The organism is Saccharothrix sp. NPDC042600, from assembly GCF_040647305.1.
GTDB classification, from domain to species: domain Bacteria; phylum Actinomycetota; class Actinomycetes; order Mycobacteriales; family Pseudonocardiaceae; genus Actinosynnema; species Actinosynnema mutabilis.
Map to the genome: position 1 here is coordinate 18,923 of NZ_JBEZBW010000076.1, position 19,541 is coordinate 38,463.

General features: G+C 70.7%; 22 protein-coding genes. 5 read left to right on the forward strand and 17 right to left on the reverse strand.

Annotated features, from left to right (window positions below):
- The first annotated feature begins 39 nt into the window (after positions 1-39).
- Positions 40-846, forward strand: coding sequence for a hypothetical protein (locus AB0A74_RS31755; RefSeq protein ID WP_358255257.1), 807 nt, complete (start codon positions 40-42; stop codon positions 844-846).
- Here the strand turns inward: AB0A74_RS31755 and AB0A74_RS31760 are convergent.
- Positions 833-1,783, reverse strand: a complete 951-nt coding sequence (locus tag AB0A74_RS31760) for a helix-turn-helix domain-containing protein (protein ID WP_358255259.1) — start codon at positions 1,781-1,783, stop codon at positions 833-835. The two genes, AB0A74_RS31755 and AB0A74_RS31760, sit on opposite strands and share 14 nt — an antisense overlap.
- A 71-nt stretch (positions 1,784-1,854) precedes the next feature.
- On the opposite strand from AB0A74_RS31760, the gene AB0A74_RS31765 reads away from it, so the two are divergent.
- Positions 1,855-2,382 (forward strand): cysteine hydrolase family protein, encoded by a 528-nt coding sequence (locus tag AB0A74_RS31765; RefSeq protein ID WP_358255261.1) that lies wholly within the window; start codon positions 1,855-1,857, stop codon positions 2,380-2,382.
- On the opposite strand, the gene AB0A74_RS31770 is transcribed toward AB0A74_RS31765, so the two are convergent.
- Positions 2,369-2,938 carry a hypothetical protein gene (locus AB0A74_RS31770; RefSeq protein WP_358255262.1) on the reverse strand — a complete coding sequence of 190 codons (570 nt, stop codon included), beginning with the start codon at positions 2,936-2,938 and terminating at the stop codon, positions 2,369-2,371. The two genes, AB0A74_RS31765 and AB0A74_RS31770, sit on opposite strands and share 14 nt — an antisense overlap.
- A 10-nt stretch (positions 2,939-2,948) precedes the next feature.
- Positions 2,949-4,940 carry a protein meaA gene (locus AB0A74_RS31775; RefSeq protein WP_358255264.1) on the reverse strand — a complete coding sequence of 664 codons (1,992 nt, stop codon included), beginning with the start codon at positions 4,938-4,940 and terminating at the stop codon, positions 2,949-2,951.
- A 91-nt stretch (positions 4,941-5,031) separates the two neighbouring features.
- On the opposite strand from AB0A74_RS31775, the gene AB0A74_RS31780 reads away from it, so the two are divergent.
- Complete coding sequence (locus AB0A74_RS31780) at positions 5,032-5,331, forward strand: hypothetical protein (protein WP_358255266.1); 300 nt, start codon at positions 5,032-5,034, stop codon at positions 5,329-5,331.
- On the opposite strand, the gene murA is transcribed toward AB0A74_RS31780, so the two are convergent.
- Positions 5,321-6,580, reverse strand: coding sequence for a UDP-N-acetylglucosamine 1-carboxyvinyltransferase (gene murA / locus AB0A74_RS31785; RefSeq protein WP_358255268.1), 1,260 nt, complete (start codon positions 6,578-6,580; stop codon positions 5,321-5,323). The genes AB0A74_RS31780 and murA overlap by 11 nt on opposite strands.
- A gap of 91 nt (positions 6,581-6,671) precedes the next feature.
- On the opposite strand from murA, the gene AB0A74_RS31790 reads away from it, so the two are divergent.
- The gene (locus AB0A74_RS31790; protein WP_358255270.1) at positions 6,672-7,244 is read left to right on the forward strand and encodes a cob(I)yrinic acid a,c-diamide adenosyltransferase; all 573 of its coding nucleotides are present in this window, start codon (positions 6,672-6,674) and stop codon (positions 7,242-7,244) included.
- 242 nt (positions 7,245-7,486) lie between these two features.
- On the opposite strand, the gene AB0A74_RS31795 is transcribed toward AB0A74_RS31790, so the two are convergent.
- On the reverse strand, positions 7,487-7,921 hold the full coding sequence (locus tag AB0A74_RS31795; protein WP_343933155.1) for a DUF2550 domain-containing protein: 435 nt from the start codon (positions 7,919-7,921) through the stop codon (positions 7,487-7,489).
- 22 nt (positions 7,922-7,943) lie between these two features.
- Positions 7,944-8,309, reverse strand: a complete 366-nt coding sequence (locus AB0A74_RS31800; protein ID WP_121231939.1) for a F0F1 ATP synthase subunit epsilon — start codon at positions 8,307-8,309, stop codon at positions 7,944-7,946.
- Between the two features lie 266 nt (positions 8,310-8,575).
- On the opposite strand from AB0A74_RS31800, the gene AB0A74_RS31805 reads away from it, so the two are divergent.
- Entirely contained in the window at positions 8,576-9,352 is a 777-nt protein-coding gene (locus AB0A74_RS31805; protein ID WP_358255272.1) for an IclR family transcriptional regulator, read from the forward strand.
- Here the strand turns inward: AB0A74_RS31805 and AB0A74_RS31810 are convergent.
- From AB0A74_RS31810 to AB0A74_RS31860, 11 genes are all read right to left on the reverse strand, one after another.
- The gene (locus AB0A74_RS31810; protein WP_358255274.1) at positions 9,349-9,834 is read right to left on the reverse strand and encodes a YcxB family protein; all 486 of its coding nucleotides are present in this window, start codon (positions 9,832-9,834) and stop codon (positions 9,349-9,351) included. The genes AB0A74_RS31805 and AB0A74_RS31810 overlap by 4 nt on opposite strands.
- Before the next feature lie 227 nt (positions 9,835-10,061).
- A complete protein-coding gene (atpD, locus tag AB0A74_RS31815) occupies positions 10,062-11,498 on the reverse strand; it encodes a F0F1 ATP synthase subunit beta (RefSeq protein WP_211351378.1) in 1,437 nt (478 codons plus the stop codon).
- Complete coding sequence (locus AB0A74_RS31820; protein WP_358255276.1) at positions 11,491-12,399, reverse strand: F0F1 ATP synthase subunit gamma; 909 nt, start codon at positions 12,397-12,399, stop codon at positions 11,491-11,493. The genes atpD and AB0A74_RS31820 overlap by 8 nt, the downstream gene beginning before the upstream one ends.
- 7 nt (positions 12,400-12,406) lie before the next feature.
- Positions 12,407-14,053, reverse strand: coding sequence for a F0F1 ATP synthase subunit alpha (atpA, locus tag AB0A74_RS31825; protein ID WP_358255278.1), 1,647 nt, complete (start codon positions 14,051-14,053; stop codon positions 12,407-12,409).
- Between the two features lie 62 nt (positions 14,054-14,115).
- The gene (locus AB0A74_RS31830; protein ID WP_358255280.1) at positions 14,116-14,943 is read right to left on the reverse strand and encodes a F0F1 ATP synthase subunit delta; all 828 of its coding nucleotides are present in this window, start codon (positions 14,941-14,943) and stop codon (positions 14,116-14,118) included.
- Positions 14,944-14,953: 10 nt separating this feature from the next.
- Positions 14,954-15,505, reverse strand: a complete 552-nt coding sequence (locus AB0A74_RS31835; RefSeq protein WP_358255282.1) for a F0F1 ATP synthase subunit B — start codon at positions 15,503-15,505, stop codon at positions 14,954-14,956.
- Between the two features lie 31 nt (positions 15,506-15,536).
- Positions 15,537-15,782 carry an ATP F0F1 synthase subunit C gene (locus tag AB0A74_RS31840; protein ID WP_358255291.1) on the reverse strand — a complete coding sequence of 82 codons (246 nt, stop codon included), beginning with the start codon at positions 15,780-15,782 and terminating at the stop codon, positions 15,537-15,539.
- A 76-nt stretch (positions 15,783-15,858) separates the two neighbouring features.
- On the reverse strand, positions 15,859-16,638 hold the full coding sequence (gene atpB, locus AB0A74_RS31845) for a F0F1 ATP synthase subunit A (protein WP_358255284.1): 780 nt from the start codon (positions 16,636-16,638) through the stop codon (positions 15,859-15,861).
- Between the two features lie 151 nt (positions 16,639-16,789).
- Positions 16,790-17,239 (reverse strand): hypothetical protein, encoded by a 450-nt coding sequence (locus AB0A74_RS31850; protein ID WP_343933144.1) that lies wholly within the window; start codon positions 17,237-17,239, stop codon positions 16,790-16,792.
- Positions 17,240-17,430: 191 nt separating this feature from the next.
- Positions 17,431-18,585, reverse strand: a complete 1,155-nt coding sequence (locus AB0A74_RS31855) for an MraY family glycosyltransferase (protein WP_358255286.1) — start codon at positions 18,583-18,585, stop codon at positions 17,431-17,433.
- A 71-nt stretch (positions 18,586-18,656) separates the two neighbouring features.
- Positions 18,657-19,307, reverse strand: a complete 651-nt coding sequence (locus AB0A74_RS31860) for an L-threonylcarbamoyladenylate synthase (RefSeq protein WP_358255288.1) — start codon at positions 19,305-19,307, stop codon at positions 18,657-18,659.
- Between the last annotated feature and the right edge of the window lie 234 nt (positions 19,308-19,541).

Genomic DNA, 19,541 nt, shown 5'->3' on the forward strand with positions numbered 1-19,541 from the left:
CCGTGCAACCGCCCGCGCGCGGCACTCCGTCCTCCAGGCATGAGACGACTGCTCGTGCTCGCGGTGACCGCCGTCCTGGCCGGGTGCGGCGCCACCCACGACGCCGCCTCCCCCGCCCCGCTGGTCACCGGCCCCGCGCCGGTCGACTTCCCGGTCACCGCCAAGCCCCGGCCGATCGTGCTGCTCGGGTCCCGGGTGGAGGTCGTGGACGGGTACCGGTCCGGGGAGGAGAAGCTGGGCGCGTCCGAGGGCGGCTTCGAGTTCGTCGGCACGCCGCCCGCCACGCCGGAGCCCGCCACCGTGGCGCTGCCCGACGGCCCGGCGCAACTGTCGTTCGTCCCGGCGGCGGACGTGTTGCAGGCGGTCGGCGCGCCGCCGCGCGGCAAGGGGCGGCAGAACGCGCCGGTGCGGCTGGTGAGCGCCGAGTTCGGCACGGCGGAGTTCACCACGGACCGGGGCCGGTGGCCGTTGCCGGCGTGGCGGTTCACCACCGAGGCGGGCAGCGTCGTGGCCACGCCCGCGCTGTCGCCGGACCTGTTCTGGCGGCTGGGCGAGGTGCAGCCGGCCGTGACCGCCAACGCCGGCGGCGACGGCACCGACCTCACCGTGTCGATGCCCGCGCCGCCCGAGCCGTGCCCCGGCGACGAGCCCGCGCGCAACGAGCCCGTGGTGACCGAGTCGGAGACGTCGGTGGCGGTGACCGTGCGGACCATCGGGAAGGTCGGCGACTGCCCGCGCACGCTGGCGCTGAAGCTGGAGCCCTACCCGGTGAAGCTGGCCAAGCCGCTGGGCAACCGGTTGCTGGTGGACGCGCAGGGCGGGGTCGTGGCGGTCACGACGCGGTAGGGACGCGGAACGTGCGGCGGTAGGCGTCCGGCGCGACCCCGAGTTCGGCGCGCAGCCGCCGCCGCAGGTTCGCGGCCGTGCCCAGCCCGGACCGTTGCGCGACGCGGTCCACGGGCAGGTCCGTGGTCTCCAGGAGCCGTTGGGCGAGCAGCACCCGTTGCCGCTGGAGCCACCGGCCCGGGGTGCTGCCGGTGGCGGCGCGGAACACGCGGTGGAACGTGCGTTCGCTCAGGCCCGCGTGCCCGGCCAGGTCGCCGACGCCGATGGGGTCGGCCAGCCGGCGCACCGCCCAGTCCACTGTGGACGCGATGCCGTCGCGGTCCGGCTTGGGCGGCAGGGGCGGCTCGACGTACTGGCGTTGGCCGCCCTCCCGGGTCGGCGGCATGACCAGGCGGCGGGCGAGCGCGGCGGCGACCTCCGCGCCGTGCGCCCGGCGGACCAGGTGCAGGCACAGGTTCAGCCCGCCGACGACCCCGGCGGACGTCAGCACGCGGCCTTCGTCGGTGAACAGGACGTCCCGCAGGACGGTGGCGCTGGGCGCGGTGCGTTCGAGGGTGTCCAGGAGCCGCCAGTGCGTGGTCGCCTCACGGCCGTCCAACAGCCCCGCGGCGGCCAGCGTGAACGCCCCCGAGCACAGCGCCGCCACCGTGCCGTCGAACGCCCTCAGCGCCCGGACGACCGACCGCGGCACCTCCGCCAGCGGGTCCACTCGGCCCGGCACCACCACCAGGTCGCAGCCCGCGAGCCCGGACAGCCCGTGCGTGGCCTGGACGTGCCCGACCGGGTGCAGCGGCGTGGCCCGGCGGCCCGGCGCGCACAGGCGCAGCTCGAACGGCCCGATCCCGGTGTCGGACCGGTCCACGCCCCACGCCTCGCCCACCACGGAGACGTCGAACGTCCGGCTGCCGGGCAGCACCAGCACCCCCACCACGCGCATGGCAGGAAAGTACCGGATCGCGCCGCTCCTGCCACTCGTCCGCCCCGGCCGGCGCGCGCAGACTGGCCGCCATGACGAACACCGCGCTCATCATCGTGGACGTGCAACAGGGCTTCGACGACCCGGTGTGGGGCCGCCGCAACAACCCCGACGCCGAGGCCAACACCGCCGCCCTGCTGGACTCCTGGGGCGGCCCGCTGGTCCTGGTGCGGCACGACTCGACCAAGCCCGACTCGCCCCTGCGCCCCGGCTCGCCCGGCAACCGCTTCAAGCCCGAACTCGACCGCGCCGACCCGGACCTGGTGTTCGGCAAGAAGGTCAACTCCGCGTTCCACGGCGAGGTGGACCTGCACGCGTGGCTGACCAACCGCGGCATCACCGACATCGTGCTGGCCGGCATCCAGACCAACATGTGCGTCGAGACCACCGCCCGGGTCGGCGGCAACCTCGGCTACCGGGTGGAGCTGGTCCTCGACGCCACCTTCACGTTCGACCTCGAAGACCTGACCGCGGAACAGCTCTGCGCGGCGACGGCGACCAACCTGCGCGGCGGCGGGTTCGCCGAGATCGTGTCCACCAAGGACGTCACTGGCCGCTGACGCGCGCGTAGACCTGGGCGGTGACGGTCCAGTAGACGTCGGTGTCCACGACCTCCAGGTTGGCGTCGTCGTCGGGACCGCCCAGGAACAGCGGCACCCGGTAGCCGACGCACCGGTCGAACGGCAGCGCCGCGCCCCGGTTGGCCAGCCGCCAGTCCGCGAACAGCCGGTGGTCCAGGGCGGCGTCCGGGTGCCGCACCAGCTCGACGTCGTGGAAGTGCGCGAGGTCGCCGGGGATCTCGAACACCTCGCCACCGCCGAAGTCGACCAGCAGCACGGCGGGCCACCGCCCCGGGCTCACCGCGAACACCCGGCCCTGCCAGTCGAACCCGAACGCCACCGCGTCGGCGGCGCGGGCGGGCAGGAGGGGGCGGATCGCCGCGGTGGCGGAGGCGGACGACGCCTCGGTGTGCACGCGGTACAGCCCGGAGCGGAAGCTCAGCCCGCCCCACCGCCGCACCACCTCGGCGAACCCCGGAACGACCTCGGCGGGCGGCTCCCAGGGGGAACCGCCCGCCTCGTCGACGCTGAACGCCGCGGTGAAGTCCTCGAACACCCGGCCGAAGCTACAGGCCGCGGGACTGCCGCACCACGGAGACGATCTCGTCCATGATCTGGGTCAGCTCGTAGTCCTTGGGCGTGAACACCCGCGCGATGCCGCGGTCCACGAGCTTGGCCGCGTCGTCCGGCGGCACGATCCCGCCCACGATCACCGGCACGTCGCCCGCCCCCGCCGCGCGCAGGCCGTCCACCACCGCGGGCACGACCTCCAGGTGCGAGCCGGACAGGATGGACAGGCCCACCACGTGCACGTCCTCCTGCACGGCGGCGGCCACGATCTGCGCCGGGGTCAACCGGATGCCCTGGTAGACCACCTCGAAGCCGACGTCGCGCGCCCGCACCGCCACCTGCTCGGCGCCGTTGGAGTGCCCGTCCAAGCCGGGCTTGCCGACCAGGATGCGCAGCCGCTCCCCGAGTTCCTCACCGGTTGCCCGCACCCGTTCGCGCACGCGGGCGATCTCCGCACCGGCCTCACCGGACGCCGACGCGGCGGAAACCCCCGTGGGAGCGCGGTATTCGCCGAACGTCTCGCGCAGCGCGGACGCCCACTCGCCCGTCGTCACGCCGGCCTTGGCGCACGCGATGGTCGCCTCGACCAGGTTCTGGTCGGTCTTCGCCGCCGCGCGCAAGGCGTCCAGGGTGGACGACACGAGGTCGTTGTCGCGCGCCGAACGCCAAGCGCGGATCGCCTCGACCGCGTGCTGCTCGACGATCGGGTCGATGGTCTCGATCGCGTTCGCGCCCTCGGCCTGCAACGGCGACGGCTCGGTGGTGGCGAACTTGTTGACGCCGACCACGACGTCCTCGCCGGCCTCGATCCGCCGCCGGCGCTCGGCCAGCGACGACACGAGCTGCGACTTCATGTACCCGGACTCGACGGCCGCCACCGCGCCGCCCATCGCCTGCACGCGGTCGATCTCCTCGCGCGCGCCGGCCACGATCTCGGCGACCTTGGCCTCGATGACGTGCGACCCGGCGAAGATGTCCTCGTACTCCAACAGGTCGGTCTCGTAGGCCAGCACCTGCTGCATGCGCAGCGCCCACTGCTGGTCCCACGGCCGCGGCAGGCCCAGGGCCTCGTTCCACGCGGGCAGCTGGATGGCGCGGGCGCGGGCGTCGCGGGACAGCGTCACCGCGAGCATCTCCAGCACGATCCGCTGGACGTTGTTCTCCGGCTGCGCCTCGGTCAACCCCAGCGAGTTGACCTGCACGCCGTAGCGGAACCGGCGGTGCTTGGGGTTCTCGATGCCGTACCGGTCGCGGGTGATCTCGTCCCACAGCTGGACGAACGCCCGCATCTTGGCCATCTCCTCGATGAACCGCACACCGGCGTTCACGAAGAACGAGATGCGCGCGACGACCTCGCCGCGCCGCTCCTCGGGCACCTGGCCGGAGTCGAACACCGAGTCGAGCACGGCGATCGCGGTGGACATCGAGTACGCGATCTCCTGCGCCGGCGTCGCGCCGACCTCCTGCAGGTGGTACGAGCAGATGTTGATCGGGTTCCACTTCGGCACGTTCGCGACGGTCCACGCCACCATGTCGGTGATCAGCCGCAGGCTCGGGCCGGGCGGGAACACGTACGTGCCGCGGGACAGGTACTCCTTGATGATGTCGTTCTGCGTCGTGCCGGCCAGGGCCGCGCGGTCCGCGCCCTGCTCCTCGGCGACGCTGACGTACAGCGCGAGCAGCCACATGGCGGTCGCGTTGATGGTCATCGAGGTGTTCGCCCCGCCCAGCGGGATCTGGTCGAACAGCGCCCGCATGTCCCCGATGTGGCTGATCGGCACGCCGACCTTGCCGACCTCACCCTTGGCGAGCTCGTCGTCGGGGTCGTAGCCGGTCTGCGTGGGCAGGTCGAAGGCCACGGACAGGCCCGTCTGCCCCTTGGCCAGGTTGCGGCGGTAGAGCGCGTTGGACGCGGTCGCGCTGGAGTGCCCCGCGTAAGTCCGCATCACCCACGGGCGGTCGCGCTCACGGTCGGCCGGATACGGCACGGCAACCTCCTACGACGTTGTTCCCCGTAGCGTACTGACGAGTAACTCACGCCGCGCGTGGCGTTGCCCACTGAATCGAGCACGGAGGAGCATGGGGGCCGTGACCGCGCTCACCCAGACGTTGCTGCTGCTCGTGGTCTTCGCCGCGCTCGCCCTCGTGCTGCGGTGGGCGTTCGGGAACGACCGGCGCGGCGTGCCCGACCACACCGGCGAGGACTTCGGGCTGCTGGTCGAGGTGGCCGTGCTGCCGACCGCCGAGGCGGCCGAAGTCCTGGCCGCGCGGTTGCGCGGCGCGGGCATCAGGACGACCGTGGTGCTCCGCGGCACCGGCCACCGCCTGCTGGTCTTCCCCGCCGACGCGCCCGACGCCAAGCTGCTGCTCAGGCCGTGACCCGCTCCACGGTCGCGCCGAGCTTGCGCAGGTTCTCCACGAACCCGGGGTAGCCGCGCTCGATGTGGAAGATCTCGTACACCTCGGTCACGCCGTCCGCGCACAGCCCGGCCAGCACCAGCCCCGCGCCCGCGCGGATGTCGGAGGCCCACACCGGCGCGCTGGACAGCCTCTCCACGCCGCGCACGACCGCGTGGTGACCGTCGGTGCGCGCGTCGGCCCCGAGCCGCACCATCTCCTCGATGAACCGGAACCGCGCCTCGAACAGGTTCTCGGTGATCATCGACGTGCCCTCGGACACGCTGGACAGCGCGATCGCGAACGGCTGGAGGTCGGTCGCGAACCCCGGGTAGGGCAGCGTCACGAAGTCCACCGACTGCGGCCGGCCCTGCTGCACCACCCGGAACCCGTCGGAGTCGAACGTGGTGACCTCCGCGCCCGCCATCCGCAGCTTCTCCAGCACCAGGTCCAGGTGGTGGGGGTTCACGCCGCGCACGGTGATGTCACCACGCGTCATCGCCGCCGCGAACGCCCAGGTCGCGCCGACGATCCGGTCCCCGATGACCCGGTGCTCGGTCGGCCGCAGCGACTCCACGCCGTGCACGGTCAGCGTCGAGGTGCCCGCGCCCTCGATCTTCGCGCCCATCTGCTGGAGCATCACGCAGATGTCGACGATCTCCGGCTCGCGGGCCGCGTTGTCGATGACCGTCGTGCCGTTCGCCAGCACCGCCGCCATCAGGATGTTCTCGGTCGCGCCGACGCTGGGGAAGTCCAACCAGATCTGCGCCCCGTGCAACCCCTCGGCCTCGGCGACGACGCACCCGTGCTCGATCTCGCTGTGCGCCCCGAGCTTGCGCAACCCGCTCTGGTGCATGTCCAACGGCCGCGACCCGATCGCGTCCCCACCGGGCAACGCGACCACCGCGCGCTTGCACCGCCCGACCAGCGGCCCGAGCACGCACACGGAGGCGCGGAGCTTGCCCATCGCCTCGGAGTCGGCCCGGTGGTTGAGCTCCTTCGGCGTGGTGATGGTGGCGACGTCACCGGACAGCGTCACCTCGCAACCGAGGCTGCGCAGGACGTCGGCCATCAGCGGCACGTCCAGGATCTCGGGGCAGTTGGTGATGGTGGTCGTGCCCTCGGCCAGCAGGGCCGCCGCCATCAGCTTCAACACGCTGTTCTTGGCGCCGACGACGTCGACCTCGCCGACCAGCCGCGCACCGCCCTGGACCCGGAAGTGTTCGCTCACCAAGGAAACTCCTCATCCGGTTGTGGTTGCGCCGCAATCGTACGGATCCACTGAATCAAGCCAGTGCCCGGAGCCCCTTACAGTGCAGGGCATGGCGGTTCACCTCACCAAGATCTACACCCGCGTGGGCGACGACGGCACCACGGGCCTGGGCGACTTCACCCGGGTCCCCAAGACCTCGCCCCGCATCACGGCCTACGCGGACTGCGACGAAACCAACGCGGCCCTGGGCGTGGCCCTGGCCCTGGGCGCGCTGGCGGAGGACGTCGCGGGCGTGGTGCGAAAGGTCCAGAACGACCTGTTCGACGTGGGCGCGGACCTGTGCACCCCCATCGTCGAGGACCCGAAGTACCCACCACTGCGCATCACCCAGCCCTACGTGGACCGCCTGGAGGCGTGGTGTGACGAGTACAACAGCCGAGTGGGCAAACTGGAGTCGTTCATCCTCAACGGAGGCACCCCCGGCGCGGCCCTGCTCCACCAGGCCCGCACGATCGCCCGCCGAGCGGAACGCTCAACGTGGGCACTGGTCGAAGCCGAACCGGACACGACGAACACACTCGCCGCGAAGTACCTCAACCGCCTGAGCGACCTGCTCTTCATCCTCGCCCGGGTAGCCAACCCGAACGGCGACGTCCTCTGGCAACCCGGCGGCAACGCCTGACAACCCACCCGCGCCGCAGGCGCCCTGGGCTACCAGCCACAGGAAGGGCCTCGGTTCGTTCCCCGTACGGCCTGGGCGCAGCCCAACCGCGCTTTGGTCTTCTCCGCAACCAGCTTTTCCGGTTGCGGAGAAGACCAAAGGGTGGTTGCCTCCGGCAGGCCGTACGGGGGACGAACCGACGCCCTTCCACCCCCCGGGGGCCTGCCGCGCGGCGAGCGCCGCTTTTGAAGCTTTTAGAACACTCAGGAAGCCCAGGGGATGGAGCGGCCCGGAGGGGCGGACTCCAGCCAAGACAGGAAGCCGGTCAAAGCGTCCGGCCCCATGGCGATCTCCACCGCCTCCCCCTTGGCCCCGCTACAACGCAACACGACCGCGCCCTGAGGCATGGCGTACGCCTCGGACGCGGTCGGTTCACGTCGGTCGTCGATCTCGAACCCGTCCCGGTAGATGACCCGGTCCGGCCCGGTGCGCAGGCTCAGCGCGCGGGACCACACGAACTCGTCACCCCGGTAGTGCCCCACGCCCAGGTGCCAGCCCCGGCCACCACCGTCCAGGCGGGTCCTCAGGGCCACGTGCACGCCACCGGCGCGCAGGAGGCGGATGCGGCGCCACGCGAGGTACGCGAGGACCACCACCGCGACGAACAGGACCACCCCGACGACTTCGGCGATCCCCACGGCGCTTGTCCGCTCGTCCGCGTCAGGCCGAGTGACCCGCGGCGCGCAGCCGCGCGAGTGCCCTGGCCCGCTCCACGTCGTCCGCGTTCCCCAACGCCGACCGGGCCTCTTCCACGTCGATCTCGTGGGCCAGCTCCGCGGCCTCGGCGAGGATGCTCACGCCGTCACCGGTCACGGACAGGAAGCCGCCGTGCACGGCCGCGGTGACCAGCTCGTTCTCGACGGTCCGGATCCGCACCACGCCGCCCTCGACCAACTGGCCCAGGACGGGCTCGTGGCCGGGCAGGATGCCGATCTCGCCCTCGGTCGTCTGCGCGACCACCGAGGTGGCCGTCCCGGACCACAGGCGGCGTTCCACGGCGACCAACTGGACGGTCATCTCGGCCACGGGCATCTCCCTTGTCTGGCACTGGAGTCGTGTGCAGTCTAAACGGTCGCCCGAAGAGCTTGCCGCCCCAGCCACCCTCAGCGCTTCTCTACGTGTGGTACCACCCGGCCGGAGGTCACTCCGACGGCGGTCACGGCGATTGCGCCCAGGGCCGCGACCAAGGCGAACACGGAGAACCACACGGGTGGGCGACACCCGCGGTGAGCCCGAACCCCGTAAGCGACCGCGTGAGGTCTGTCACCAGAACCGGCCCAGGCCCGTTTCCGATGAGTGGAAGACTGGGGCTCGTGCCGGTCCCCGCCCAGGTCCCAGTGTCGCTGCTCGGCCGGGCGTTCACGCTGCTCGCCGTGTTCACCGCCGACCGGCCCTCGGCGACGCTGTCCGAGCTGAGCCGCCACTCCGGCCTGCCGCTGAGCACCACGCACCGCCTGGTCCGCGAACTCCTGGCGCACCGGGCGCTGGAACGCGACCCCGACGGTCGCTTCTGGATCGGCCTGCGGCTCTACGAGCTGGGCGCCCTGTCCCCCGGCGCGCTGGACCTGCGGGAGCGGGCGCTGCCGTACCTGGAGGACCTGGTCGAGGTCACGCGGCACAACGTGCAACTGGCCGTGCGGGACGGCCTGGAGGTCGTCTACGTGGAACGGCTGTCCGCTGTGGACGCCGTGAGCATCCTGACCCGCATGGGCTCACGCATGCCCCTGCACGCCACGGGCGTCGGCCTGGTCCTGCTCGCCCACTCCCCGCACGACGTCCAAGAGGACGCCCTCGCCGCACCGCTGAAGCGCTTCACCACGCACACCATCAGCACGCCGAAGGCCCTGCGCTCGGCACTCGCGACCGTCCGCCGCGACGGCTACGCCATCTCCGACCGGCAGATCGAGCCCATCACGTACTCGGTCGCGGCCCCGGTCCGGAACGCCTCGGGCGACGTCGTGGCGGCCGTGTCCGTCGTCGTGCCGGTCGAGACGCGCACCGACACCGTCCTCCCGGCCGTACGAGCCTGTGGCCGCGCCATCTCCCGTGCGATGGGTTGGCGCTCCTAAGCCGCCACCGGCGGGCGACGACGCGCCAGCAGGGCGGTGAACTCGGCCAGCTGCTCGGGGTTCATCGCGCTCTTGGCCACGGTCATCACCTGGATCTTGCCGAGCACCAGCATCCACGCGTCGGGCGTCTCCACGACCTTCTCCATCGCCTCCCACCGGATGCGCGACTGGAACGCCGGGTAGGAGAACGACACCCACTCCTCGTCCGCGTCCAACCGGAAGTCGGCCTTGATGCCGGACCACTGCTGCTTGATGGTCGAACCGATCATCATCGGCTTGACCACGAACGCGCAGAAGACGCCCGCCACGACCATCGGTGCCCACAGGACGTACCGCGAGACGTCAAGCGCCGCCATCAGCACGCCCAGCACCACCAAGGCGATCCCCACCGGCCGGAACCGCTTCACGTGCGGCTGGAGGATGTACTCGATGGTCCGCCGCAGGAGGGTCTCGTCGTAGGGCACGAGGACGTGCGAGTTCATGCCCGAAGCCTAGCGACGCGCACGCACCCGTCGGGCGAACTCGACAAACCCCGAGCACCAGGACGCCAAGTCCCTTCCGGACAACGCACCCCCGACCCGACGCAAAGCCCACCAGCCCGATGCACCCCGACCCAACACAAAGCCCGCCAACCCGACAAGGCCCACCGGCACAACGGAAAGGCCCGCCCCCACCAGGGGACGGGCCTCACCGACGAACGGCCGGGGACTTACTTGCCGGCCAGCTTCTTAGCGTTCTCCTCGACGTCGTTCAGGCCACCGCAGGAGAAGAAGGCCTGCTCCGGGTAGTGGTCGAACTCGCCCTTGCAGACGCGGTCGAAGGCCTCGACGGTCTCCTTGATCGGCACGAAGGAGCCCGGCTGCGAGGTGAACTTCTCCGCGACGAAGAAGTTCTGGCCCAGGAAGCGCTCCAGGCGACGGGCGCGGCCGACGAGGACCTTGTCCTCCTCGGACAGCTCGTCCATGCCGAGGATGGCGATGATGTCCTGCAGCTCCTTGTACTTCTGCAGAATCCGCTTGACCTCCTGCGCGACCCGGTAGTGCTCCTCGCCCACGATCGACGGTTCGAGGATCCGGGACGACGACGACAGCGGGTCCACCGCCGGGTAGATGCCCTTCTGGGAGATCGGACGGGAAAGCTCCGTCGTCGCGTCCAGGTGGGCGAAGGTGGTCGCCGGGGCGGGGTCGGTGTAGTCGTCCGCGGGCACGTAGATGGCCTGCAGCGAGGTGATCGACTTGCCGCGCGTCGAGGTGATGCGCTCCTGCAGCTCACCCATCTCGTCGGCCAGCGTCGGCTGGTAACCCACGGCCGAAGGCATGCGGCCCAGCAGGGTCGAGACCTCGGAACCGGCCTGGGTGAACCGGAAGATGTTGTCGATGAACAGCAGCACGTCCTGGTTCTGGACGTCGCGGAAGTACTCGGCCATGGTCAGCGCCGACAGGGCCACGCGCATACGCGTGCCCGGCGGCTCGTCCATCTGGCCGAACACCAGCGCGGTGTCCCCGAGGACCTCCATCTCCTCCATCTCCAGGAGGAGGTCGGTGCCCTCACGGGTGCGCTCGCCGACGCCGGCGAACACCGACGTGCCGGAGAACTCGCGGGCGATACGGGTGATCATCTCCTGGATGAGCACCGTCTTGCCCACGCCCGCGCCGCCGAACAGGCCGATCTTGCCGCCCTTGACGTACGGGGTCAGCAGGTCGATGACCTTGATGCCCGTCTCCAGGATCTCGGTCTTGCCTTCGAGCTGGTCGAACGACGGGGCCTTGCGGTGGATCTCCCACTGCTCGCCGTCGCGGCCGAGGCCCGGCGAGTCGAGGCAGTCGCCCAGCGCGTTGAACACGTGGCCCTTGACGACGTCGCCGACGGGCACCTTGATGGCGCTGCCGGTGTCGGTCACGGTCGCGCCGCGGACCAGGCCGTCGGTCGGCTGCATCGAGATGGTGCGGACCAGGTTGTCACCCAGGTGCTGGGCGACCTCCAGGGTCAGCGTCTTGGCGACGGCCTCGTACGTGATCTCCACGTGGAGGGCGTTGAACAGCTCGGGAACCGCGTCGCGCGGGAACTCCACGTCGACGACGGCGCCAATCACCCGGACCACACGGCCGGTGCGGGTGGTGGTGGCAGTAGCACTCATGTCACTCATCACTTCCTGCGCCACCGGTAAGCGCGGAGGCGCCACCGACGATCTCGCTGATCTCCTGGGTGATCTGGGCCTGGCGGGCCGCGTTGGCCTGGCGGCTCAGGGTGCGCACCAGCTCGGTGGCGTTGTCCGTCGCCGCCTTCATCGCGGTCCGCCGGGCCGCCGACTCGGACGCCGCCGCGTCGAGCAGTGCCGAGAACAGCCGGGTCTTCACGTACTTGGGGAGCAGCGCGCCGAGCAGCGTCTCCGCGTTCGGCTCGAACGAGTACACCGACTGCAGCTTGGCCGGGGTCGGGTCGTACTCGACCTCCATCGGCGCGATGCGCTTGGCGACCGGCTGCTGGCTGAGCATCGACTTGAACTCGGTGTAGACGACGTGCAGCTCGTCCAGGCCACCGGGCTCGTCACCGCCCGCGACGAAGGCCTTCACCAGCTCGTCGCCCGCCTCGGAGGCGTTGACGTAGTGCGGGAGCTGCGAGAACCCCGTCCACTCGCCGACGATCTCCCGGCGGCGGAACCGGTAGTAGCCCGCGCCCTTGCGGCCGATGACGTAGAGCACCGGCTCCTTGCCCTCGGACCGCAGGAGCGAGAACAGCTCCTCGGCCGCCTTCAGCACGTTGGCGTTGTAGCCGCCGCACATGCCCTTGTCGCTGGTCACGACCAGGACGCCGGCCTTCTTCGGGGCCTTGCGCTCGGTCAACAGCGGGTGGTCGAGGTTCGCCGACGCGGTGGCCAGCGCGGACAGCACGCCGGTGATCTCCTCCGCGTACGGCCTCGACGCCGCCACCCGCGCCTGGGCCTTGGCCAGGCGCGAGGTGGCGATCAGCTCGTACGCCTTGGTGATCTTCTTGGTCGAGTTGACCGTGCGGATCCGCTGGCGCAGCTCTCGAATCTGTGCCGCCATGCCTACGTCACTTCTCGGCCGGGGCGGGTCGGTTCACCTTGACCGACTCGTGCCCGACCTTGTCGGCGTCCATCGCCTCAGCCGGGGCCTCGTTGACAACCGGGGCGCCGTTCGAGGCGGTGAACTGCTGCTTGAACGCGTTGACAGCGTCCACGATGCCCTTTTCGGTGTCCTCGGACAACGTCTTGGACTCGCGGATGCCGGAGAGGATCACGTCGTGGTTGCGGCGGATGTGCTCCAGGAACTCGGCCTCGAAGCGGCGGACGTCGCCCACCGGGACGGAGTCGAGGTGGCCCTTGGTGCCCAGGTAGATGGACACGACCTGCTCCTCGACCGGCACCGGCGAGTACTGGCCCTGCTTGAGCAGCTCGACCAGGCGCGCGCCGCGCTCCAGCTGGGCGCGGGAGGCCGCGTCCAGGTCGGAGGCGAAGGCGGAGAACGCCTCCAGCTCGCGGAACTGCGACAGGTCCAGGCGCAGCGAGCCGGACACCGTCTTCATGGCCTTGATCTGCGCCGCGCCACCGACGCGGGAGACCGAGATGCCCACGTTGACGGCCGGGCGGACACCGGCGTTGAACAGGTCCGACTCCAGGAAGCACTGGCCGTCGGTGATCGAGATGACGTTGGTCGGGATGTACGCCGACACGTCGTTGGCCTTGGTCTCGATGATCGGCAGACCGGTCATCGAGCCGCCGCCCATGTCGTCGGACAGCTTCGCGCAACGCTCCAGCAGGCGCGAGTGCAAGTAGAAGACGTCACCCGGGTACGCCTCGCGGCCCGGCGGGCGGCGCAGCAGCAGCGAGATGGCGCGGTACGCCTCGGCCTGCTTGGTCAGGTCGTCGAAGATGATCAGGACGTGCTTGCCCTGGTACATCCAGTGCTGGCCGATGGCCGAGCCGGTGTAGGGGGCGAGCCACTTGAAGCCGGCCGAGTCGGACGCCGGGGCCGCCACGATCGTGGTGTACTCCAGCGCGCCGGCCTCCTCCAGCGCGGCCTTGACGCCCGCGATGGTGGAGCCCTTCTGGCCGATGGCGACGTAGACGCAGCGGACCTGCTGCTTCGGGTCGCCCGACTCCCAGGCCTTCTTCTGGTTGATGATCGTGTCGATGCAGACCGCGGTCTTGCCGGTCTTGCGGTCGCCGATGATCAGCTGGCGCTGGCCGCGGCCGATCGGGGTCATCGAGTCGATGGCCTTGATGCCGGTCTGCATCGGCTCGCCGACGGGCTGGCGCTGCAGCACCGTCGCGGCCTGCAGCTCCAGGGCGCGGGTGTCGTCGGCGACGATGTCGCCGAGGCCGTCGATCGGCTGGCCGAGGGGGTTGACCACGCGGCCGAGGAAGCCGTCGCCGACCGGCACGGAGAGCACCTGGCCGGTCCGCTTGACCTCCTGACCCTCTTCGATCTTGTCGAAGTCACCCAGGATGACGGCGCCGATCTCGCGCACGTCCAGGTTCAGGGCGACACCGAGCACGCCGCCGGGGAACTCCAGCAGCTCGTTGGTCATGGTGCCGGGCAGACCCTCGACGATGGCGATGCCGTCGTAGGTCTCCGCGACGACGCCGACCTCTTCCCGGCTGACTTCCGGGGAGTAGGTCGAGACGTACTTCTCGATCGCACTGCGGATCTCGTCCGACGAGATCGTCAGCTCCGCCATGTCGTTCCTGCTCTCACTTCGTTAAAGGAAAGGGGCTTGTGGGCCGCGGTTCCGGTGTTCGGTCAGCTCGCGAGGTCGCGGCGCAGAGCCGCGAGCCGACCCGCCACGCTTCCGTCGATGATCTCGTCGCCGATCTTGATCAGCAGTCCGCCGCGCAGCGAGGGGTCGACCTCCACGTGCAGCGCGATGGGCCGCGAGTAGATCCGGGTCAGCGTGGCTTCCAGGCGGTCCTGCTGCGCCGCGTCCAGCTCGACCGCGGAACGGACGTGGGCGACGGAACGTTCCCGGCGCTTGGCCGCGAGGGCCGCCAGGTCCGACAGACCGTTGACGATGCCGAGTCCGCGGGGCTCGCGGACCAGCTGGTCGACCAGGGTCTTGGTGGTCTCGTCCACCTTGCCCGCCACGAGGCTGTCCACCAGCGCGACCTTGCCCGCGGGGTCGCCCGCCGGGTCGGACAGCGCCAGCTCCAGGTCGTGGTTGCCCGCGATGATGCGGCCGAGGCGGAACAGCTCGTCCTCGACGGTGTCGAGCCGACCGTCCCGCTCGGCCCGCACCAGCAGCGTGGTGCGGGCCAGCGACTCGACGCCGTCGACCAGCTCACGCGGGTTGGACCAGCGCACCGTGACGACCGTGGCCAGCACCTGGAGCGCCTCGTCGGAGACCTTGCCCGCGAGCAGGCCGCGGAGCAGGCCCTCGCGGCCGGTGGGCTCGGTCGAGGCGTCGGCCAGCGCCCGGCGCAGCGAGGGCTGCCCGGACAGCAGGCCGACGACCGCGAACAGCTCCTCGCCCAGCTTGCCGAGGGCCGCGCTGTCCTTGGCGCCGTCGACGATCTCCAGCAACCGCAGTTCAGCGGCGGCCAGCGCGTCGCGGCTGGCGGCGTGCAGCGTCATCGGCGTTCCCTCACTTGACGGCCGGAGCCGAGGTGTTGTCCAGCTCGTCGAGGAACCGGTCGACGGTGCCCCGGCGGCGCACCTCGTCCTCCAGCGACTCGCCCACGACCCGGTCGGCCAGGTCGACGGCCAGGCGGCCCAGCTCGCCGCGCAGCTCCGCGACGATCTGCGCCCGCTGGGTCTCCAGCTGGGTCTGGCCCGCCGCGACGATCCGGGCGGACTCCTCCTGCGCCTTGGCGCGCAGCTCGCTGATGATCTGCTCGCCCTCGATGCGGGCGTCGTCCCGGATGCGAGCGGCTTCCGCGCGCGCCTCGGCGAGCTGCGCCTTGTACTGCTCAAGCGTGCGCTGGGCCTCGGCCTGCGCCTGCTCGGCCTTCTCGATCCCGCCCTCGATCTTGGCGGCACGTTCCGCGTAGACCGCCTCGAACTTCGGCGAGACGAACTTCTTGATGACGAAGAAGAGCAGCAGGAACGCGATCAGGCCGATGATGATCTCGGAGGTGTGCGGGAGAACCGGGTTGATCTGTTCTCCCTCCGCCGCCGCCACGATGAGGGTTTTCATCACAAACCTCTCTTATGCGATGAACGGACGGTCAGGCGTTCGACGCGAGGAAGTACACGACGAAGCCGAGCAGCGCGAGGACCTCGACGATGGCGAACGTCGTCCAGGCGAGGCTCAGGAGGACGCCGCGGGCCTCGGGCTGGCGGGCGGTGCCGCTGATGACCGAGGAGAAGATGAGACCCACGCCGATGCCCGGGCCGATGGCCGCGAGGCCGTAGCCGATCGCGGCGAGACCCGCGTTGCTCACGGTCGAGGCGGCTTCCTGAGCAAGAACGATGGATGCGCTCACTTGTGCTGTTCCCTTTCCAACTCGGTCCGCGAAAGGCTTCGCGGATCGGAGGCTTGAGTGTTTTTCAGTGCTCTTCCGCCAGCGCGGCGCCGATGTAGTTGGCGCTCAGCAGGGCGAAGATGTAGGCCTGAAGGACCATGATCAGCGCTTCCAGGAAGGTCAGCGCGATGGCGAAGAGGAAGGCGATCGGGGCCACCACGACCGTGATGCCGCCGTTCAGCAGCAGGAATTCACCGGCCAGGGTGAACACCAGCAGCAGGAGGTGACCCGCGAACATCGCCGCGAAGACTCGGATGGCGAGCGTGAGCGGGTTCAGGACGAACTTCTGGAAGAACTCGATCGGGATCAGCAGGATGAGCACGAACCACGGGGCGCCGGGCGGCATGGTGGCGTGCTTCAGGTAGCCGACGAAACCGTGGCGCTTGAAGCCCACGAAGTGGTACACCGGGTAGATGACCAGGACCGAGACGGCCAGCGGGAAGCCGATGTGGGCCATCGTGGGGAACTGGATGAACGGGATGAGCCCGAACAGGTTGTTCACCAGGATGAAGGTGAAGACCGTGAGGATGAGCGGCACGAAGGGCTTGAAGTCCTTGCCGCCGATCTGCTCGCGGGCGATCGAGTTGCGGCCGATGTCGTAGGCCGACTCGGCGAGGAACTGGAACTTGCCCGGGACGAGCTTCATGTTGCGGGTCGCCGCGATGAAGAACGCCCCGATGATGACGATCGACAGGACCAACAGCACCATCGGCTTGTCGACCGAGCCGAAGATCGCCGGGGGGAAGAAGTCCTTCACACCGGGTGGGACGAACTCGTCACCCGAGGCCAGCACCAACGTGGTCACTGTGTTCCTTCCGGTTCTCCCGGCCGGCGTTCACTCCGCCGGGGGAATCGTCACGATCGGGACAAACGTACCGTATGCACCGCACGCGCCCTTGAGGGGCACCCCTACCAGCCAGGGCGTCCCGTCTGCGCGCACCGTACCAGCCGGTAGCTCAGGGGTTGCCGGGGGTGGGGATGATCACCTGACTGCGACTGCGCTTGGAAGCGCGGACCTCCATGAAGGTCGCCACGACGATGGTCGCGGCCATGGTCAGCGCGAGGGCGTTCTGGTGGACGCTGTCGGCGATGGCGGGCACCTTGCGCAACAGCACCATCACCACGACCAGCAGGATCAGCTTGCCGAGGAAGCCGCCGAACGCGGCGATCATGATGAACTGCACGGGCAGGTTGGCGGTGCGGTGCATCAGCCACAGCGTGATCAGTGAGCACGCGATGGCGAGCGCGCCGCCGACGAGCGCCGAGACCAGGCCGGGGACACCGGCCACGACGGTCCAGACGACCGCACCGATCGCGACGGTGGCGAGAGCGGCCCAGATGGCGCCGCGGAACATCTCCCCGGCCAGCTTCTGGACGACCTTCTCGTGAGTCCACTCCTGGCTCATGTGTCACCCCTTCCCACTGGTCGGGACCGAGTGTAAGTGGGGTACTCGCGCCACTCGGACGGCGGGGTCGAGAACCCTTGACTCCGGCATGTCGCGGCGGTCGGCCGGGTGAGCGGCGGGCTGCGGGTCGGCGGAATCGAGCAGGCCGGGCAGCCGGGCGGGGTTGGCGGGTCGAGGCCGAGCGTGTGGGGTCAGGAGCGCTTGACTTCTCGCAGGCGCGGGATGGCCGAGATGAGCAGGGCCAGGAGCAGGCCGATGGCCAGGCACCACATCACCACGGCGACGTCGAACAGGGTCAGCGCCACCGCGCCGAACGCCAGCACGCCCGCCCACAGGTAGATCAGCAGCACGGCCCGGCGCTGCGAGTGCCCGATCTCCAGCAACCGGTGGTGCAGGTGCATCTTGTCCGCCGAGAACGGGCTCTCGCCCCTCCTCGTCCGCCGCACCACGGCCATGAGCAGGTCCAGCAGCGGCACGAACAGCACCGCCGCCACGACCACCAGGGGCGACAGCAGGCCGAGCAGGTCCTTCGTCACGACCGTGGACGAGTAGTTCAGCTTGCCGGACGCGCTGGTCGTCGCCGCCGCGAGCATCAGGCCGATGAGCATGGAGCCCGAGTCGCCCATGAAGATGCGGGCCGGGTTGAAGTTGTGCGGCAGGAAGCCCAGGCACGCGCCGGCCAGGGTGGCGGCGATCAGGGCGGGCGGGTACGAGCCGACGTCGCCGCCGTTGCGGGCCAGTACGCCGATGCTGAACGTGCAGGTCGCGGCGGCGGCGATGAGGCCGATGCCCGCCGCCAGGCCGTCCAGGCCGTCGACGAAGTTCATGGCGTTGACCATGGTGACCGCCAGCAGCACCGTCAGCAGCGCGCCCTGGTTCTGGTCCAGGACCAGCAGCGAACCGGTGCCCGCGCCGTCGTCGCCCCACGGCACCCAGAACAGCAGCCACTGCAGGCCGAACAGCACCAGGATGCCCGCGGAGGTGACCTGGCCCGCGAGTTTCGTCAGCGAGTCGAGTTCGAAGCGGTCGTCCAGCACGCCCACCAGGACGATCACACCGCCGCCGACGATCACCGCCCACGGGTCGTCGGAGAAGTCGAACGCGGCGCGCAGCACCGGCAGCTGGTGGGCCAGCAGCATGCCGCCGAGGACGCCGCCGTACATGGCGAGGCCACCCATGCGCGGCATGGGCTTGGTGTGCACGTCGCGCTGCCGCGGGTACGCGACGGCGCCGATGCGGAAGGCGAGCTTGCGGACCAGGCCGACGAGCAGGAAGGTCACGACGGCGGAGGTCAGCGCGACGAGCAGGTACTCCCGCGCGGGGAGGACGTTCGAGGCGTCGGGCACGTGGTGCTAGCCCCTCGGGGATGCGGACACGGTGGGGAGGGTGCCCACGCTACTCCGATCGGGAAGATCCACTAGCGGGCGACCTCGACTTCGACACCCAGCACCTCGCGCACCTCGCCGACCGGAACCGCGCCCTCGCGCAGCACGACCGGGTCCGGCCCGGTCAGGTCCACGATGGTGGAGGCGGTGTTCTCCTCCGACCGCCCGCCGTCGAGGTACACGCCGACGTCCTCGCCGAGCTGGTCCCACGCCTCCTGCGCGGTCGCGGCGGGCGGGAAGCCGGACTTGTTGGCGCTGGACACGGCCATCGGGCCGACGTCGCGCAGCAGTTCGAGGGCGACCGGGTGCAGCGGCATCCGCAGCATGACCGTGCCGCGGGTGTTGCCGAGGTCCCAGGCCAGCGACGGCGCGTGGTGGAGGACCAGGCTGAGGCCACCGGGCCAGAACGCCTCGATGAGCGCACGCGCCTGCCGCGGCACGGACAGCACGAGCCCGTCGATGGTCGTCCAGGAGCCGACGAGCACGGGCACCGGCATGTCCGGCCCGCGCCCCTTGGCCTCCAGGAGGTACCGGACGGCCTTCGCGTCGAAGGCGTCGCAGCCGATCCCGTAGAGCGTGTCGGTGGGCAGCACGACCAGCCGCCCGGAGCGCACCGCGCCCGCGGCGGCGGCGAGGCCGGCGGCGCGGTCGGACTGGACGCTGCAGTCGTAGAGCGTGCTCACGGTGTGATCCTGGCACAACGCCTTCGGGGGTCACTCACTGTCCCCGGTCGTGCACGCGGACGGCGGACGACCACGCCCCGGAGTGGACGGCTCAGGCGCGGCGGGCGGTGGTGAAGCGGGGACGTGGGCGGACGCGGGCGGGCGCGGGCAGGCCGGCGGGGGGTGGGGGCGGGACACGGGCATGGGGCGGGCGCGGACAGGCGGGTGCGGGCAGGCGGGCGAGCCGGCGCGGGC